This window comes from Nonomuraea sp. NPDC050451 (assembly GCF_044458585.1).
The window spans coordinates 240,896-258,638 of the sequence record NZ_JBITHZ010000004.1 but is presented as its reverse complement, the minus strand read 5'-3'; the positions used below and the strand labels follow the sequence as shown (position 1 = coordinate 258,638).

16 protein-coding genes are annotated in these 17,743 nt (G+C 70.6%); 12 read left to right on the top strand and 4 right to left on the bottom strand.

Annotated elements, in window-relative coordinates; all coding sequences use genetic code 11:
- Positions 1-24 precede the first annotated feature (24 nt).
- From ACIBI9_RS16225 to ACIBI9_RS16190, 8 genes are all read left to right on the top strand, one after another.
- The gene (locus ACIBI9_RS16225) at positions 25-699 is read left to right on the top strand and encodes a GntR family transcriptional regulator (RefSeq protein WP_394489589.1); all 675 of its coding nucleotides are present in this window, start codon (positions 25-27) and stop codon (positions 697-699) included.
- 90 nt (positions 700-789) lie between these two features.
- On the top strand, positions 790-2,406 hold the full coding sequence (locus ACIBI9_RS16220; protein ID WP_397222860.1) for an ABC transporter substrate-binding protein: 1,617 nt from the start codon (positions 790-792) through the stop codon (positions 2,404-2,406).
- On the top strand, positions 2,406-3,365 hold the full coding sequence (locus ACIBI9_RS16215) for an ABC transporter permease (RefSeq protein WP_397222859.1): 960 nt from the start codon (positions 2,406-2,408) through the stop codon (positions 3,363-3,365). The genes ACIBI9_RS16220 and ACIBI9_RS16215 overlap by 1 nt, the downstream gene beginning before the upstream one ends.
- Positions 3,358-4,185 carry an ABC transporter permease gene (locus ACIBI9_RS16210; RefSeq protein WP_397222857.1) on the top strand — a complete coding sequence of 276 codons (828 nt, stop codon included), beginning with the start codon at positions 3,358-3,360 and terminating at the stop codon, positions 4,183-4,185. The genes ACIBI9_RS16215 and ACIBI9_RS16210 overlap by 8 nt, the downstream gene beginning before the upstream one ends.
- Positions 4,182-5,147, top strand: a complete 966-nt coding sequence (locus ACIBI9_RS16205) for an ABC transporter ATP-binding protein (RefSeq protein WP_397222855.1) — start codon at positions 4,182-4,184, stop codon at positions 5,145-5,147. Before ACIBI9_RS16210 ends, ACIBI9_RS16205 begins: the two co-directional genes overlap by 4 nt.
- On the top strand, positions 5,144-6,112 hold the full coding sequence (locus ACIBI9_RS16200) for an ABC transporter ATP-binding protein (RefSeq protein ID WP_397222854.1): 969 nt from the start codon (positions 5,144-5,146) through the stop codon (positions 6,110-6,112). Before ACIBI9_RS16205 ends, ACIBI9_RS16200 begins: the two co-directional genes overlap by 4 nt.
- An 11-nt stretch (positions 6,113-6,123) precedes the next feature.
- Complete coding sequence (locus tag ACIBI9_RS16195; protein WP_397222853.1) at positions 6,124-7,917, top strand: gamma-glutamyltransferase family protein; 1,794 nt, start codon at positions 6,124-6,126, stop codon at positions 7,915-7,917.
- Positions 7,914-8,654: a sulfite exporter TauE/SafE family protein gene (locus tag ACIBI9_RS16190; RefSeq protein ID WP_397222852.1), complete on the top strand. Its 741-nt coding sequence runs from the start codon at positions 7,914-7,916 to the stop codon at positions 8,652-8,654. Before ACIBI9_RS16195 ends, ACIBI9_RS16190 begins: the two co-directional genes overlap by 4 nt.
- Before the next feature lie 8 nt (positions 8,655-8,662).
- Here the strand turns inward: ACIBI9_RS16190 and ACIBI9_RS16185 are convergent, their stop codons facing one another.
- The 3 genes from ACIBI9_RS16185 to ACIBI9_RS16175 form a co-directional block, all read right to left on the bottom strand.
- Entirely contained in the window at positions 8,663-9,748 is a 1,086-nt protein-coding gene (locus tag ACIBI9_RS16185; protein WP_397222850.1) for a glutamate--cysteine ligase, read from the bottom strand.
- 89 nt (positions 9,749-9,837) lie between these two features.
- Complete coding sequence (locus ACIBI9_RS16180; protein WP_397222849.1) at positions 9,838-10,488, bottom strand: M15 family metallopeptidase; 651 nt, start codon at positions 10,486-10,488, stop codon at positions 9,838-9,840.
- 12 nt (positions 10,489-10,500) lie between these two features.
- Positions 10,501-11,649 carry an ROK family protein gene (locus ACIBI9_RS16175; RefSeq protein WP_397222847.1) on the bottom strand — a complete coding sequence of 383 codons (1,149 nt, stop codon included), beginning with the start codon at positions 11,647-11,649 and terminating at the stop codon, positions 10,501-10,503.
- A 137-nt stretch (positions 11,650-11,786) separates the two neighbouring features.
- On the opposite strand from ACIBI9_RS16175, the gene ACIBI9_RS16170 reads away from it, so the two are divergent.
- The 4 genes from ACIBI9_RS16170 to ACIBI9_RS16155 are packed head-to-tail and all read left to right on the top strand — an operon-like array spanning position 11,787 to position 16,469.
- Positions 11,787-13,112: an extracellular solute-binding protein gene (locus ACIBI9_RS16170; RefSeq protein ID WP_397222846.1), complete on the top strand. Its 1,326-nt coding sequence runs from the start codon at positions 11,787-11,789 to the stop codon at positions 13,110-13,112.
- 5 nt (positions 13,113-13,117) lie between these two features.
- Positions 13,118-14,125, top strand: a complete 1,008-nt coding sequence (locus ACIBI9_RS16165) for a carbohydrate ABC transporter permease (protein ID WP_397222845.1) — start codon at positions 13,118-13,120, stop codon at positions 14,123-14,125.
- Positions 14,125-14,976 carry a carbohydrate ABC transporter permease gene (locus ACIBI9_RS16160; protein WP_397222844.1) on the top strand — a complete coding sequence of 284 codons (852 nt, stop codon included), beginning with the start codon at positions 14,125-14,127 and terminating at the stop codon, positions 14,974-14,976. The genes ACIBI9_RS16165 and ACIBI9_RS16160 overlap by 1 nt, the downstream gene beginning before the upstream one ends.
- 53 nt (positions 14,977-15,029) lie before the next feature.
- A complete protein-coding gene (locus ACIBI9_RS16155; RefSeq protein ID WP_397222843.1) occupies positions 15,030-16,469 on the top strand; it encodes a glycoside hydrolase family 3 protein in 1,440 nt (479 codons plus the stop codon).
- Here the strand turns inward: ACIBI9_RS16155 and ACIBI9_RS16150 are convergent.
- Positions 16,466-17,647, bottom strand: a complete 1,182-nt coding sequence (locus tag ACIBI9_RS16150; protein ID WP_397222842.1) for an ROK family protein — start codon at positions 17,645-17,647, stop codon at positions 16,466-16,468. The genes ACIBI9_RS16155 and ACIBI9_RS16150 overlap by 4 nt on opposite strands.
- Positions 17,648-17,743 lie beyond the last annotated feature (96 nt).

Here is a 17,743-nt window from a genome sequence, read left to right as displayed (position 1 = left end):
CGTGCTGTATACGATTGTCGCCTCATGACTGATTTGACGCTGGGCGCGGCCCATCGGACCTTGCGCGACGAGGTCACCAAGGAGCTGCGGCGACGCATACTCTCCGGCGAGCTCGCCCAGGGTGAGCGGCTGGTCGAGGACCGCCTGGCCGCGCTGCTCGGCGTGTCGCGCAATCCCGTGCGCGAGTCCATCCGGGTGCTGGACGCCGAGGGGTTCGTCGAGGTCGTGCCCCGGCTCGGCGCCACCGTCGCGCGGCTGTCGGCGGCGGAGGGTGAGGAGCTCTTCGACGTGCGCATGGCGGTCGAGGGTCTGGCGGCGCGGCTGGCCGCGCGCAAGCGCACCCCCGAGTCCGCCGAGCGGCTGCGGCGGGTGCTGGAGCAGGCCAAGGAGGCCGTGGAGAACGGGCGCCTGGAGGAGGTGGCCGATCTCAACACGGCCTTCCACCTGGCCGTCGGCGAGGCGGCGGGCAACTCGTACCTCAGCCTGATGATGAAGCCCATGCTCCTGCGGGCGCAGTGGGTCTTCAGCCAGACCGCCGCCGCCCGCGGGCCGCACTCCTGGAGCGAGCACCTGAGCCTGTGCGAGGCCATCGCGGCGGGCGACGAGGACGAGGCGCAGGCCAGGGCCATCGCGCACGTGGCCGCGGCCAGGCGGTCGTTCCTGGCGGCGATCCGCAGGACAAATCCCCCGAACGATTAGAAAACACTCAGATAACAACACAGAGTCAGGAAACACCAGTGAAATGTGAGGTCTTGTATACAGTCTCCTAAACCTTTCAACGGAGGCCCCATGAGACCGTCCCCCAGGCTCGTCGCGGCGCTCGCCGTTCTCCCCCTTGCCCTGGCAGCTTGCGGCGGAGGCGGATCGAGCGGCACCCCCGCGGCCCCTCCCTCCATAGCCGACGCCTCGGCCGACAACCGGCCGGTCAAGGCGGGCGGCACGCTCAACGTGGCGCTCAGCGCCGACCCCGACGCGCTCGACCCGAGCATCTCGACCACGCTGGTGGGACGCGAGGTGTTCGCGAACATGTGCGAGAAGCTCTTCGACATCGACGCGCAGTCGAACCTGGTCCCGCAGCTGGCCACCGCCTTGCCCGAGGTCTCCGACGACGGCAAGGAGGTGACGATCAAGCTGCGCGAGGGCGTGAAGTTCAACGACGGCACGGCGTTCGACGCCGAGGCGGTCAAGAAGTCGCTGGACCGGCACCGCACCTGGGAGAAGTCCGCGCGCCAGGCCGACCTGGCGGCGGTGTCCAAGGTCACGGTGGTCGACCCCACGACGGTCAAGCTCACGCTGACCCAGGCGTTCACGCCGCTGACCGCGCAGCTCGCCGACCGCGCCGGCATGATCATGTCGCCCAAGGCCCTGGACGCGGGCAATGACAACTTCGGCGCGAGCCCGGTCTGCGTCGGGCCGTTCAAGTTCGCGAGCCGCACGTCCGGCAGCCAGATCGTGCTGGAGAAGGCGCCCGACTACTACGACGCGGCCAAGGTCAAGCTCGACAAGCTCGTATACAAAATCATCGTGGACCCGAACGTACGGGCCGCGAACCTGAAGTCCGGCGACGTCCAGGTGGGCGACAACCTCGCCACGACCACGGTCAAGGGCGTCCAGAGCGACCCGAACCTCAAGGTCGTCTCCGGCGGCGGCCTCGGCTACTACGGCATCACGATCAACACCGGCAACGCCAGCGGCTCCACCGAGAAGCCGGGCACGGTGAACACGGCGCTGGCCAAGAGCCCGCAGCTGCGTGAGGCGTTCGAGCTGGCCCTCGACCGCGACGTGATCAACAAGACCGTCTACAACGGCCTGCACGAGGTGGACTGCTTCCCCGTGCCGCTGGACAGCCCCTACCGCGCCAAGGACCTGCAGTGCCCGAAGCGCGACCTGGCCAAGGCCAAGCAGCTGGTGCAGGCCTCCGGCGTGCAGACGCCGATCCCGGTCACCCTCACCAGCCCCAACGACGCCACCAACGTGCGCCTGGCGCAGGTCATCCAGCAGATGACCAAGGAGGCGGGCTTCAACGTGAGCGTGCAGACCGCCGAGTTCGTCAGCACGCTCGAGCAGGGCAAGTCCGGCAAGTTCGACGTCCTGCTGAACGGCTGGTCGGGCCGCGTCGACCCGGACGGCAACCTCACGAACCTCATCACCAGCCGCGGCAGCAACAACTACAGCGGCATGTCCGACCCGGGCATCGACGACCCGATCAAGCAGGCCGCCGCCGAGTCGGACCCGGCCAAGCGGGCCGAGCTCTACGCGGGCGCCCTGAAGAAGGCCGCCGAGGTGCGAGGCGTCCTGTACCTGTACCACAACAAGTACTACCTGGGCATGAGCAAGAACGTGGCCGGCGTCCAGTACTTCAAGGACGGCCTGCCGCGCTTCGTCACCGCCGGGTTCACCGCGTAATGCTCTGGTTCATCCTCCGGCGCTGCGGATCGGCCGTGATCGTGCTGTTCCTGGCCAGCGTCCTGATCTTCCTCGGGATCAGGGCGCTGCCCGGGGACCCTGCCACGGTCATGGCGGGTGAGGAGGCCTCGCCCGCCGTGATCGAGGCCATCCGGCACGAGTTCGGTCTGGACAAGCCGCTGCCCGCCCAGTACCTCGACTACGTCGGCCAGACCCTGACCGGCAACTTCGGCCGCTCCACGCAGGACCAGCTCCCGGTGATCGACATCATCGCCGAGCGGCTGCCGGTGACGCTGGAGCTGTCGGCCCTGGCCATGCTGGTCGCGATCGTCGTCGGCGTGGGCGCGGGCATCGTCGCGGCCGTCCGGCGCGGCCGCCTCGCCGACTATCTGGCCACCGGGTTCGGCCTGGCCGGGCTGTCGGTGCCGCACTTCTGGCTCGGTCTGCTCGGCATCCTGCTGTTCGCGGTCACCTGGCGGGTCCTGCCCGCCTCCGGGTACGTCCCCTTCACCCAGGACCCCGGCCAGAACCTCCAGCGCATGATCCTGCCCGCCCTCGTGCTCGGCACCGGCTTCGCCGCCATCCTCATGCGGCAGACCCGCTCGGCCATGCTCGGCGCGCTGTCGGCCGATTACGTCAGGACTGCCAGGTCGAAGGGCCTGTCCGAGGTCAAGGTCGTGGGCGCGCACGCGCTGCGCAACAGCCTGACGACCGTGGTCACCGTGCTCGGCCTCCAACTCGGCGCGCTGATCAGCGGTGCGGTGGTGACCGAGCAGATCTTCGTGATCCCCGGGTTCGGCAAGCTGACCGTGGACGCGGTGCTGACCAGGAACTACCCCGTCATCCAGGCCGTCGTGCTGATCACGGTCATCGGGTACGTGCTGGTCAACCTGCTGGTCGACATCGTGTACGCGTTCCTCAACCCCCGGATCAGGCTGTCGGGGGGCACGAATGACTAGGCTGTGGCGGCGTTTCAAGAGGCGCCCGATGCCGATGGCCGGGCTGGTGCTGGTCGTCGCGTTCGTGCTGCTGGCGCTGATCGGGCCGCTGGTGACCGGCGACCCCGCCGCGCAGGACTACCTGTCCACGCTCGCGCCCCCGTCGGGCGCGCACCCGATGGGCACCGACGACCTGGGCCGCGACGCGTTCGCCAGGATCGCGCACGGCGCACAGGTGTCGCTGCAGGCCGGGGTGCTCTCCACGCTGCTGGCGATGGTGGTGGGCATCCCGATCGGCCTGGTCGCCGGGTTCTACCGGCGCTGGCTCGACCCGGTCGTGATGCGGCTGGTGGACGTGACGCTGGCGTTCCCGTTCCTGGTGTTCGCGGTGGGCCTGGCGGCGATCATCGGGCCCTCGCTGAAGGGCGTGGTGTTCGCGCTGGGCTTCTCGCAGCTGCCCGCCGTCATCAGGATCACCCGCGGCGAGGTGCTGGCGGTCAGGGAGATGGACTACGTGGCCGCCGCCGTCGCCGACGGCGCGGGCGACGGGCACCTGATCTTCCGTTACGTGCTCCCGAACTGCCTCAACCCGCTCATCGTGCAGGCCACCGTCGCGATCCCGGGGGCGATCATCGGCGAGGCCACGCTGTCGTTCCTGGGGCTGGGCGTGCAGCCGCCCACACCCTCGTGGGGCGTGATGCTGACGACCGCACAGCAGTATCTGAGCGACGCGCCCTGGCTGGCCGTCTGGCCCGGAATCATGATCGCGCTGGCCACGCTCGGCTTCAACCTGCTGGGCGACGGGCTGCGGGACGTCCTGGACCCGAGGAGCGGCCGATGAGCCTGCTGGAGATCACCGACCTGACGGTCGGCTTCGACACCGAGGACGGCCTGGTGCAGGCGGTCAGGAACATCTCGCTCACGCTGGACGAGGGCGAGATCCTGGCGCTGTGCGGCGAGTCCGGCTGCGGCAAGTCGGTCACCGCGATGTCGGTGCCCAGGCTGCTGCCGCCCGACACGACCAGGCTGTCCGGCTCGGTCAAGCTGGACGGGCGCGAGCTCACCACGCTCCCCGAGGCGGACCTGCGGCACGTACGCGGCAAGGACGTGTCGGTCGTCTTCCAGGAGCCGATGACCTCGCTGAACCCGTCGTTCAGCGTTGGATACCAGATCACCGAGGTGCTGCGCAGGCACGAGCGCCTCTCGCGCCAGGCCGCCAGGAGCCGCGCCGTCGAGCTGCTGGAGCTGGTCGGCATCCCGGCACCCCAGCGCCGCATGAAGGAGTATCCGCACCAGCTCTCCGGCGGCATGCGCCAGCGCGTGATGATCGCGATCGCGGTGGCCTGCTCGCCCCGGGTGCTGATCGCCGACGAGCCCACCACGGCGCTCGACGTGACGATCCAGGCGGGCGTGCTGGACGTCTTCCGCGACCTGCGCGACCGGCTCGGCACGGCGATCATCCTCATCACGCACGACCTGGGCGTGGTGGCCGACATCGCCGACCGGGCCGTGGTCATGTACGCCGGCCGCGCCGTCGAGCAGGCCCCGGTGACCGAGTTGTTCGCGAACCCGCGGCACCCGTACACGCTGGGCCTGATGAACGCGCTCCCGTCCGCGGCGGTCGACGGCCGCCTGGCCGAGATCCCCGGCATGGTGCCCTCGCCGCTGTCGGATCCCGAGGAGTGCGCGTTCCAGGCCCGCTGTCCGCGCGCCCAGGACGATTGCCGCGCGGCCAGACCCCCGCTCGAACGGCACGCGGACGGCCATCTGGCGGCCTGTTTCCACCCGGGAGGCAAGCAGTGATCCTGCGCATCGACAACCTGGTCAAGCACTACGGCCAGGTACGCGCCGTGGACGGCCTGTCGCTGGAGATCGGCCAGGGCGAGGTGCTCGGCCTGGTCGGCGAGTCGGGCAGCGGCAAGTCCACGGTCGGCAAGTGCGTGCTGCGCCTGACCGAGCCCACCTCGGGGGCCATCGAGCTGGCCGGCCGCGACATCACCCACCTGTCGCGCCGGGCCATGCGCCCGCTGCGCAGGGACGTCCACATGGTCTTCCAGGACCCCTACTCCTCGCTCAACCCCCGTTTCACGATCGGGCAGATCGTCGCCGAGCCGCTGCTGCGGCACAAGGTGGCCGACCGGCGTGAGGTCTCCGGACGCGTGTCCGCCATGCTGGAGAAGGTGGGACTGCGGCAGGAGATGCGCTCCCGGTTCCCGCACGAGCTGTCCGGCGGGCAGCGGCAGCGGGTCGGGCTGGCCAGGGCGCTGATCCTGGAGCCCAAGCTGGTCGTGGCGGACGAGCCGGTGTCGGCGCTGGACGTGTCCGTGCAGGCGTCGGTGCTCAACCTGATCACGGACCTGCAGCGGGACATGGGGTTCTCGTGCCTGTTCATCACGCACGACCTGTCGGTGGTGGAGTTCCTCGCCGACCGGATCGCCGTCATGTACCTGGGCAAGATCGTCGAATCGGGTCCGACGGCCGAGATCTTCGCCGCGCCGCGGCACCCGTACACGCAGGCCCTGCTGTCGGCGGCGCCGGTGCCCGATCCGGTCCGGCAGCGGGAGCGGCGCAGGATCGTGCTCGGCGGGGACGTTCCCAGCCCGGTCGACCCGCCGTCCGGGTGCCGGTTCCACACGCGGTGCCCGCTGGCGTACGACGCCTGCCGTACCGAGGAGCCGCTGCTTCAGGACCCTCGCGGTAACGGCCATCCGGCCGCGTGTCATCTTGTCACGGTGGATCGTGTCCCCGACGCGGCCGCCAATCTTTAGAAGGAGAGATCTTGTTCACCACCAGGCCCGAGCTGACGGGCGACTTCGGCATGGTCGCCAGCACGCACTGGCTGGCCTCGGCCACCGGCATGGGCGTGCTGGAGCGCGGCGGGAACGCCTTCGACGCGGCGGTGGCCGCCGGGTTCGTGCTCCAGGTCGCCGAGCCGCACCTGAACGGCCCCGGCGGCGAGGTGCCGATCCTGCTGTGGAGCGAGGACGAGCAGAAGGTGTCCGTGGTGTGCGGGCAGGGCGTGGCGCCGGCCGCGGCCACCGTCGAGCGCTACACCGGGTTGGGCCTGGACATCGTGCCCGGCACGGGGCTGCTGGCGGCCACCGTGCCGGGGGCGTTCGGCGGCTGGATGCTCATGCTGGAGCGCTGGGGCACCTGGTCGCTGGCCGACGTGCTGGCCCCCGCGATCCACTACGCCGAGCACGGGGTGCCGGTGCTGGAGCGCATCGCGGCCACGATCGAGTCGGTCGAAGGGCTGTTCACCGACGACTGGCCGACGTCGGCGGCGACCTGGCTGCCCGGCGGCCGGGTGCCGGCGGCCGGGTCGAAGCTGGCCAACCCGGTGCTGGCGGCCACCTACCGGCGGGTGGTCGCCGAGGCCGAGGCCGCGTCGAGCACCCGCGAGGGACAGCTCGCCGCCGCCCGCCGCGCCTGGTACGAGGGGTTCGTGGCCGAGGCGATCGCCGAGTTCTGCGCCAAGACGGCCTGGCGCGACAGCAGCGGTGAGGCGCACGGCGGGCTGCTCACCGGCGACGACCTGGCCCGATGGTCGGCCTCGGTCGAGGAGCCGCTCGCCTTCGACTACCACGGCCACACCGTCTACAAGACGCGGCCGTGGGGGCAGGGGCCGGTGTTCCTGCAGCAGCTCGCGCTTTTGCAGGGCTTCGACCTGGACGGGATGGAGTTCCTGGGCGCCGACTACGTGCACACGGTGACGGAGGCCGCCAAGCTCGCCTTCGCCGACCGCGAGGCCTGGTACGGCGACACCGACGTGCCCGTGTCCGACCTGCTCAGCGAGGCCTACAACGCCGAGCGGCGCAAGCTCGTCGGCGAGCGGGCCAGCTTCGAGCTGCGGCCCGGCGCGCCGGGCGGTCGCGCGCCCAGGCTGCCCGACTACCCCGCGCCCGGCACGGCGAGCGACGCCCCCGGCATCTCCGGCGCGCGCTCCCCGCAGGGCGTCGGCGAGCCGACCGTGGCCCGCGACGGCACGGTGAAGGGTGACACCTGCCACCTCGACGTCGTGGACCGGTACGGCAACATGGTCTCCGCCACCCCCAGCGGCGGCTGGCTGCAGAGCTCCCCCACGATCCCCGAGCTGGGTTTCTGCCTGGGCACCAGGGCACAGATGTTCTGGCTGGAGGAGGGGCTGCCCGCCTCGCTGCGCCCCGGCACGCGTCCGCGTACCACGCTGACGCCGTCGTTCGCGCTCAGGGACGGCAGGCCGTGGCTGGCGTTCGGCACCCCCGGGGGCGACCAGCAGGACCAGTGGAGCCTGAACTTCTTCCTCGCGGTCGTCCACGGCAAGCTGAACCTGCAGGAGGCCATCGACGCCCCCATGTTCCACTCCGAGCACTTCCCCAGCTCGTTCTTCCCGCGCGGCTCCCGTCCCGGCGTGCTGCACGTCGAGGACCGGGTGGACGCGGGCGTGACAGCGGAGCTGCGGCGGCGCGGGCACGAGGTCGAGGTGCAGGGCCCGTGGACGCTCGGCAGGCTCAGCGCCGTCGCCCGTGACGGCGAGTTCCTCAAGGCCGCCGCCAACCCGCGCGGCGCCCAGGGCTACGCAGTCGGCCGATGACGGATCTCCTGTTCATGCTGGGCGCCGGTCTGCTGGCCGGTGTGGTGAACGCGCTGGCGGGCGGCGGGACGCTCATCTCGTTCCCGGCGCTGCTGGCGCTGGGTTATCCGAGTCTGACCGCGTCCGTGACCAACGCGGTGGCGCTGTGGCCCGGCTATCTGGGCGGCGTGCTCGGCTACCGGACTGAGCTGCGCGGCCAGCGGCGCCGGGCGACGGCATTGTCGATCACGACCGTGCTGGGCGCGGGCGTGGGCAGCTCGCTGCTGCTGCTCACGCCCGGCCGGCTGTTCGAGTCGCTGGTGCCGTGGCTGGTGGCCTTCGCCAGCCTGGCGCTGCTGGCCCAGCCGTGGCTGCGCAGGCTCTTCGGCGGCGAGGCCGACGGGCCGCCCAGCAAACTGGTGTACGCCGGGGTCTTCCTCGGCGGCTGTTACGGCGCCTACTTCAACGGCGGCATGGGGGTACTCCTCCTGACGGTGCTCGGCATGTTCCTGCACGACAACCTGCATCGGGTGAACGCCGTGCGGGCCACGCTCGCGCTGGTGATCAGCACGGTGTCGGTCGTGGCGTTCTCCCTGTTCGGTCCCGTGCAGTGGCAGGCCGTGGCGGTGATCGCGCCGGCCAGCCTGGCCGGCGGGTTCCTGGGCACGCGTCTGGCCAAACTCATGTCGGCCAAGGTCCTGCGCGGCGTCGTTGTCGCGTTCGGCCTGGGTGTGGCCGTGGCGCTGGCCCTTCGTTAGGCCCTGCGTTAGGCGACGGTGGCCTCGATGAGGTCGTCCACCACGTCGGCCAGGTCGTGGCCCCTGGCGTGCACCCGGCGCTGGCGCATGGCTCCCGAGCCCTTGCTCAGCAACCGGTCCAGCCCCTCCTGGACGAACGTCAGGTCGCCGGCCTCCGCCAGCGCCGGGCGTACATGCTCCAGGAGGCGGCACGCCATCACCGGCGCCGGCACGAGGGTGCCGTGTCGCACGTCCATGCTGTCGCCCGTCAGCCCGTAGCGGGCCGCGCGCCAGTAGGCGACGCGCAGCACCTCTGCCGGGATCGGCAGCCCCCGGTCACCCCGCTTCACCGCGGCCAGCGCGGTCACCACCAGCGCGCGGATGAGCCCGATCAGGGTGAGACTGTCGCTCACGTCGAGCGGCACGTCGGCCACCCTGATCTCGACCGTGGGCAGCCGGGACGACGGCCGGGCGTCCCAGTAGACCGTCTTGGCGTCGAGCAGCACGCCCGAGTCCGTGAGCGCGCGCACCGCCAGCTCGTAGTCGCCGAACGACGGGAAGTACGGCGGCGCGCCGGACACCGGCCAGCGGCCCCAGCTGATCACCCGCCAGGACGCGTAGCCGGTGTCGCGGCCCACGAAGAACGGCGAGTTGGCGGCCAGCGCGATCAGCGTGGGCAGCCAGGGACGCAGATGGTTGCCGACGTAGACGGCGTGCTCCTCGTCGGGCACGTCCACGTGCACGTGCAGGGCGCAGATGCTGATCTCGTCATGAAGAGCGCGATAGAGCGTCCTCCCTTGGTGATAGCGATCGTCGTCGGTGAGCGGCGGCGGCATGACGTTCCCCAGCACGGGGATGCCGCTCGCGACGACGGCCAGCCCGCATGAACGGGCCGCGGCCGCCACCTCCTGCCGCGCCGAACGCAGTTGCGAGCCGAGCTCGCTGAGGTCGGCGGAGGGCGGCGTGCGAGCCTCCACCTGGAAACGCGTGATTTCTTGCACCACGTCGAGCACATCCGTCGCCGCGGCCAGGACATCGGCCGCTCGGGGAGCCACGTGGCGGGTGCGGGGATCGACTACGAGGTATTCCTCTTCGATCCCGATCAACGGAACCATGCCCACACCTCGCTGGGAGTCCAAAACCCTCCGACTGAAGGTTGTGCCCGGCGCACGCCCCGAGGAAAACCCGTCAAGCAAACGGTTGTTTAGAGGGGCCCGTAGTGGGCGTGGGGAAATCCCGTGGACATGGCCCAGTAACGATCGCCGTACGACCAGTGCCACCACTCGGTGGGGTAGTTGACCAGGCCGACGGGCTCCAGAGCGGCGGCGAGGAGCTTGCGGTGGGCGCGGGCGTCGGCGGAGATATTGGGGGCGGCCGTATAGCAGGCGCCGTCGCTCTGCTCCGGGTTGTCGTTGACCTGGGTGCCCATGTCGTACTCGACGCCGTCGGGGTCGCACAGGGTCAGGTCCACGGCGGCGCCGGCGGTGTGGGGGGCGACCTCGACCGGGGACACATACCGACTCGCCGCGATATATGACTCGTCGGGGGAAATTTCGGGGAATGTGGTGTGGAGTTCGGCCCGGTACTCCTCGAAGATCCGCCGCTGGGTGGCGATGGGGCGGTAGCCCTCGACGATCAGCAGGTGGAACCCGTCGGGCAGCGAACGCTCGGCCCGCTCCAGCCGGTCGAGCAGCCCGGAGCGCAGGTGTGCGTACGCGCCCTCGTCGTCGGCCAGCCGCGTGTCGACGCGCAGCCGCCCGCGCACGTCGGCCAGCGGCTCGCCGCACTCGCGCACGGGAAGCGCGGTCACCCTGGGGTCGGAGATGAGCACGACATCATTGGGGGACTGCCACATGAGCAGAAATTCTCACACAGTGTCGGAGAAAACCTGCTCCCGGGCCTGCTCCAGAGCGGCCACCAGAGCCCCGCGCAGCACGGGGTTGCCCGCGACCTGGGTCGTCACCACGGTGGGCCGGCTGGGGCAGACGCGGGCCACCGCCTCCTGCACCTTGGCGGCCAGCCGCGCGCCGCCCGCCCGGCCGATGTCGCCGCTGAGCACGATCAGCCCGGGGTCGAGCACGACGGTCACCGCCGCCGCGCCCACGGCCAGCCGTCCCGCCACCTCGTCCAGATAGCCCTCGTCGCCACCGCGCACCAGGTCGGGCACCGTCCTGCCGGTCACGCCGTGCCGGTCGGCCAGGCCGCGCAGCGCGGCGTGGCCCACCAGGCGCTGGAACGAGCCCGACTGCGGCTCCGAGACGTCCGTCGGCAGCGGCTCGCCGGGAACCGGCAGCCAGCCGATCTCACCAGCTCCCCCGCTGATGCCCCGGTGCAGCCTGCCGCCCAGCATGACGCCGAGGCCCTGGCCGACACCGGCCCAGATCACCACGAAGTCATCGTGGCCGACGGCCGCGCCGTGCTTGTGCTCGGCGAGCGCGACCAGGTTGACGTCGTTCTCGATGGTGACGGACGCGCCGAGCGTCTCGCGCAGGCTGGCCAGCACGCCGACGTGCCAGTCCGGCAGGTCGTACGACCAGCGCACGTCGCCCGTGACCGGGTCGACCACGCCCCTGGTGCCGATGACGAACGAGCGCAGCCGCGACAGGCTGACGTTCGCCGTGTCGCAGGCGCGCTGCACCGCCTCGTGGACCGCCTTGACCGGGTCGCGGCCGTCGCACGGGTTGAGCGTGATCTCGACGACCGCCCTGCCTGTGATGTCCGCCACAGCCACCTTGAGGCTGTCGGGCAGGACCTCGAGCCCGGCCACGTACGCGCTGGAGGGAACGACGGTGTACAGGGCGGCGTGCGGCCCCCTGCCCCCGGCGCGCTCCCCCGCGACCTCGACCAGCCCCCGCTCCTCCAGGCGAGCCAGCAGCTGACCTGCGGTTACCTTGGAGAGCCCGGTCCGTTCCCCCAGCTCGGCCCGGGTGAGCGGGCCGTCCACCAGGAGGAGTTCGAGTGCCGCGCGATCGTTCAACCGGCGCAGCAGCCGGGGGACTCCCGGGCTTCGACTCATTACCGCACCCCTCTCGTCACGAATGGCTAACGGGCGTTTCTTTTAAGAAAGTTTCTTGTTAGTTTAGCAGCGTTGTTCGACATTTGACGATCAGCCTGGTGCGGACCGTAGGCCGGCACCCGGGAAGGGAGAACCCTGTGAGGATCGCGAAGATCACAGCCGCTACGGTCAGCACGGCCGCGCTGGCCCTGGGTCTGGCCGCCTGTGGCTCGAGCGAGACCCCCTCGTCCTCACCCAGCGCAGCCGCCCCCGCCAGCAGCGGCCCCAAGTACGCCGGCAAGACGCTGACGTTCTGGCGCCTCGGGGACACCAACCCCGCCGCCCAGAAGTACACCGACGAGCTGGTCGCCGAGTTCGAGAAGGAGACCGGCGCCAAGGTGAACGTCGAGTGGATCCCCTGGCCGCAGGTCAACGACAAGTTCACGGCCGCGGCCGCCGGTGGCACCGGGCCCGACGTGACGGAGATCGGCAACGACCAGGTCCCGCTGTGGCAGAGCCAGGAGGCCCTGGAGCCGATCACCGACATCGTGGCGGGCGGTGACCAGGCCCAGATCCCCAAGAACCTGATGGGCCTCGAGACCATCGACGGCGAGACGTACGCCGTGCCGTGGGGCGGCGGCAGCCGGGCGGTGCTCTACCGCGCCGACTGGTTCAAGGAGCTCAAGATCGAGATCCCCAAGACCTGGGACGAGCTCGTGGCGGCGGCCAAGAAGATCCAGGCCAAGAAGGGCAAGGACGTCGACGGCTTCGCCTTCAACGGCGGCTCCGACGCCAACCACCTGCTCGGCGCCCTCGCCTGGACCGCCGGCGGCGACTACGCCGTCAAGGAGGGCGACAAGTGGGTCGGCAAGCTGACCGACCCCGGCTTCAAGGCGGGCTTCGCGCAGTACACCAGCCTGGTCACCGACGGCCTGTCCGGCAAGTCGCGGCTCAACCAGAACACCACCGAGATCCGCACCAGGATGGCCAACAACAAGGTGGGCATGTACCTCACCGCGTCGTGGGACCTGCCGGGGATCGAGCAGGACAGCAAGGGCAAGCTCAAGGGTGACAAGCTGGCCTTCTTCCCGCTCCCGTCGAAGGACGGCGGCGAGGCGCAGTCCTTCCTCGGCGGCAACGACATCGCCGTGTGGGGCTCCGCGAAGGAGAAGGACGCGGCCAAGGAGTTCGTGAAGCTGGCCTCCAACAAGCAGTGGGGCGTCAAGTACGCCACCGACGGCGGCCTGCTCCCCGTCTACCCCGAGGCTCTGGCCGCCCTGTCCAGCGACCCGGCGCAGGCGCCGTTCGCCGCCGCCTTCGCCAAGGCCAAGGCCTTCCCCGCCGACCCGCAGTGGACGGAGGCCAACGAGACCAAGGCGGTGCTGCAGAACGCGGCCCGCAAGGTCATCGAGGGCAAGGCGAGCGCGGATGACGCGCTGGCCGCTGCCAACAAGGAACTCGAAGACATCCTCAACGCCTCCTGAGACCTATGACGAACACGTCAACGCTCGCCCCCCGGGGCGGAGGCCGCGCCTCCACCCCGGGACGGCGCCGCTCACACCGGCCACCGCAAGCCAAAGGGCTGCCCGCCTGGTCGATCCCCTACGTGCTGCTGATCCCGGGCCTGCTGGTCATCGGTGGGCTGCTGCTGTGGCCGCTGATCCAGATGGTGATCATCTCCTTCCAGAAGGTGGGCCTCGTCCAGATCTCGGGCAAGAAGCCGGCCACCTGGGTCGGGCTCGAGAACTTCACCAAGGTCTTCGAGAACGACATCTTCTGGTCCTCGCTGCGCAACACGGTGGTGTTCGCGGTGATCGCGGTGCCGCTCACGCTGATCCTCGGCACCGCCGTCGGCGTTCTGCTGCACCGGCTCGGCAAGAAGATGTCGCTGTTCGTCATCATCGGCATCATGTTCGCCTGGGCGGTCCCGCCGGTGGCGCAGGGTGTCATCTGGCGCTGGCTGTTCGACGCCGAGCGGGGCATCATCAACTGGGCGCTCAACCTGCTGCCCGACTGGCTCTCCAACACACTGTTCGGCCGGGCCGACTGGACCGGTCAGCCGTGGCTCAACGACGCCTGGTCCATCTACATGGTGCTGATCATCTGCGTCGTCTGGGCGAGCTTCCCGTTCATCGCGGTCTCGGTGCTGGCCGGACTCAAGGGCATCCCGGCCGAGCTGTACGAGGCGGCCAAGGTGGACGGCTCGGGCCCGTGGCGCACGTTCAGGAAGATCACCTTCCCGCTGCTGAAGCCGGTGTTCGCGGTGCTGACCGTGCTCTCGATCATCTGGGACTTCAAGGTCTTCGCCCAGCTCTACGTGCTGGCCGGCACCACCAACCGGGAGGCCTACAACCTGTCGATGTACGCGGTGACCGAGGCGTTCAAGGCCCCGCCGAAGATGGGGTCGGGCGCGGCCATCGCGGTGGTGCTGACCGTGATCCTGCTCATCGTCACCGCGGCCTACATCCGCCAGATGTTCAAGCAGGAGGAGCTGTGATGACCCCACTGGCCCGCAGGCGCCTGGGCAAGGTCGCGCTCAACGCGGCAGGTGTGCTGGTCTTCCTGGGGGCGATCTTCCCCGTCTACTTCATGGTCTCCACCGGCTTCAAGGCGAACGACCAGATCTTCACCACCGAATTCATCCCGTTCCCCACGCACTTCACCTTCGAGCACATCACGCGGGTGCTCACCGACGGCGTGGCCGGGCACTCGATCTGGCTCTACATGCGCAACAGCGCCATCGTCGCGCTCGGGACCGTCCTGATCGGCGCGGTCTTCGCGCTGCTGTCGGCCACCGCCGTGGCCCGGTTCCGGTTCAAGGGGCGCACGGCGTACCTGGCGCTCCTGCTCGTCGCGCAGATGATCCCGGCCGAGGCGCTGGTCATCCCGCTGTTCCTCGGCATCAAGCGGCTGGGCCTGTACGACCAGTTGCTCGGCCTGATCGTCACGCAGGTGGTGCTGACGCTGCCGTTCGGGATCTGGATGCTGCGCACGTTCGTCGCCGCCGTGCCCAAGTCGCTGGAGGAGGCGGCCTGGATCGACGGCGCGAGCCGGTTCACCACCTTCTGGAAGGTGCTGTTCCCGCTGGTGGCCCCGGGTCTGGTCGCGACCAGCATCTTCTCGTTCATCACCGCGTGGAACGAGCTGATCATGGCGCTGTACCTGATCAACGACCCGACGAAATACACGATGCCCGTCGCGCTGCAGTACTTCTTCGGGCAGAAGGGCACCGACTGGGGCGCCATCATGGCCAGTTCCACGATGATGACCATCCCGGTCGTCGTCTTCTTCCTTCTCGTACAACGCCGCATGGTCTCCGGCCTGGTCGCCGGGGCCGTGAAGGGCTGACATCCGCAGGGCGAATGCCTCATTCGACCATGCCTGAAATCCGATGAGGAGCTATGAGTCAGAGTGATCGGGGGCTGCGCCGTCTCGCGGCCGGCACGCTGCTCGTCGCCTTCCAGGGCACCGTGGCGCCCGAATGGGTGCTGCGCGAGCTGGAGCAGGGCCTGGGCGGCGTCACGCTCTTCGGCTTCAACGTGGCCGACCCCGGCCAGGTGAGCGACCTGACGAGCGCGCTGCGGGGCGCCGGTGAGCCCGTCATCTCGCTGGACGAGGAGGGCGGCGACGTGACGCGGCTGGCGTACCACGTCGGCAGCCCGTACCCGGGGAACGCGGCGCTGGGCGCGGTGGACGACGTCGAGCTGACCCGCCGGGTCTACCGCGCGATCGGCTCCGAGCTGGCCGCCTGCGGCATCAACCTGGACATGGCGCCCAGCGCCGACGTCAACACCGAGGCCGACAACCCGGTGATCGGCACCAGGTCGTTCGGGGCCGACGCGAAGCTGGTCGCCAGGCACACGGTGGCGGCCGTGGAGGGCCTGCAGTCGGTGAACGTGGCCGCCTGCGTCAAGCACTTCCCCGGCCACGGCGCGACCCGGGTGGACTCCCACCTGGCGATCCCGGTCGTGGACGTGGACCTGGACGTGCTGCGGGAGCGGGAGCTGGCCCCGTTCCGCGCGGCGGTCGGCGCGGGGGCCAGGTCGGTGATGACCGCGCACGTCGCGGTGCCGGCGGTGACGGGCGAGACGCCCGCCACGCTGTCCAGCGCCGCGCTCACCGGGCTCCTGAGGGGCGAGCTCGGCTACGACGGCGTGGTCATCACCGACGCGCTCGACATGCGGGCGATCACCAGGAGCGTGGGCCTGGCCGGCGGCGCGGTGCTGACGCTCGCGGCCGGGGCCGACCTGCTGTGCCTCGGGCCGCTGCCGACCTATGACGACGTCCAGGCCATCATCGCGGAGGTCGTCTCCGCCGTGCGCGAGGGGCGACTGCCGCTCTCCCGGCTGGAGGAGGCGGCGGCGCGGGTGGCGGCGCTGCGGGCCTGGTTCGGGGCGCCCGCGGCCGCCGCCGCCGAGCAGAACGTGGTCGGCCTGCACGCCGCGCGCCGCGCCGTGCGGCTGACCGGAGCGACGGAGCCCCTGGTCGAGCCCCTGGTGATCGAGGTGGACACCCCGCCGACGATCGCCGTGGGCGACGTGCCGTGGGGCGTGGGCCCGTGGCTGCCGGACGCGGAGATCGTCCGGGTCAAGCCCGCGGCCGCCGACGTCCCTGCCCTGCTGGCCAAGGCCGTGAACCGGTCCCTGGTCGTGGTGGTCAAGGACGCGCACCGCCACCAGGCGAGCCAGGAACTGGTCTCCGCGCTGGTGGCGGCCCGCCCGGACGCGACGGTGATCGAGATGGGGCTGCCCGTGTGGCGCCCCGACAGCGCCGCCTACATCGCCACGTACGGGGCCGCCAGGGCCAACGCCCAGGCCGCGATCGAGCTCCTCACGGCCTAAGGCGCCAGCAGTTCCTCGCGGGCCTGGTCGAGGGCGGCCAGCACGGCGCCGCGCAGCACCGGATTGCCCTCGGTCACCTTCGTGGTGACGACCTGGGGACGCACCGGGCAGATCCTGGCCACGGCCTCCTCCACCCGGGACGTGAGCGCGGGGCCGCCGGCGTGACCGATCTCGCCGGCCAGCACCACCAGGCCAGGGTCGAGGATCACGCACACGGCGGCGACGCCCAGGGCGAGCCGGTTGGCGATCTCGTCGAGCAGCGGCTCGCCCTCGGCGCCCGCCGCCATGGCGACCTTGACGCACTCGCCCGCGCTGCCGGCCGCGAACCCGTACGTCTGGGCCAGCTCCGCCACCGCCTCGGCGCTGACCAGCGACTGCAGGCCGCCCGCCAGCGAGGGCAGCCGCCCGGGCTCGGTGCGGATGTCCTCGGGCAGCGGCACGCCGGGCACCGGCAGGTAGCCGATCTCGCCCGCGCTGCCGGAGCGGCCCCGGTGCAGCTTGCCGCCGAGCATGATCGCCAGGCCCAGGCCGCGGCTGGACCACAGCAGGACGAAGTCGTCGAGCCCCTTGGCCGCCCCGTCGGCGCGCTCGGCGATGGCGGCGAGGTTGACGTCGTTCTCGATGGTGACCTCGCGCCGCAGGTCGCCGGCCAGGGCCTCGTGGATGCCCTCGTGCCAGCCCGGCAGGTCGAACGAGAAGCGCACGTCGCCGCTGCGCGGGTCGACCACGCCGGGGGTGCCGATCACGACGCCGCGCAGCTTGGAGAGGCTGATCTTGGCACTGCGGCACGCCTTGACGATCGCGCCGTGGACCACCGAGACGGGGTCGTCGTGGCCGCCGGGGTCGACCGTGACCTCGGCGATCGTGTGGCCGTGGATGTCGGCCACCGCGGTGGAGATCAGCTCGGGGCCGACCTCCAGACCGGCCACGTATGCGCTGGAGGGGATCACGGAGTAGAGGGCCGCGTTGGGCCCCCGCCCGCCGGCCTGGGCGCCGACCACCTCGACCAGACCGCGCTCCTCCAGCCTCGCCAGCGTCTGCGAGGCGGTGACCTTGGACAGGCCGGTCAGATCGCCGATCTGACCGCGGGTCATGGGGCCTGTGGCGAGCAACAGGTCCAGCGCGGCCCGGTCGTTGATCTCCCTGAGCAGTCTGGGCACACCAGGGCGTCGCTCCACGCTGAATTCCGCCGTCTCATGAGAACCGCTGTTATCGAAAAGGTTGTTGGAAGTTTAGCGCTCTCACCATCGCGTGCATTCGGATCGGGTGCCCGT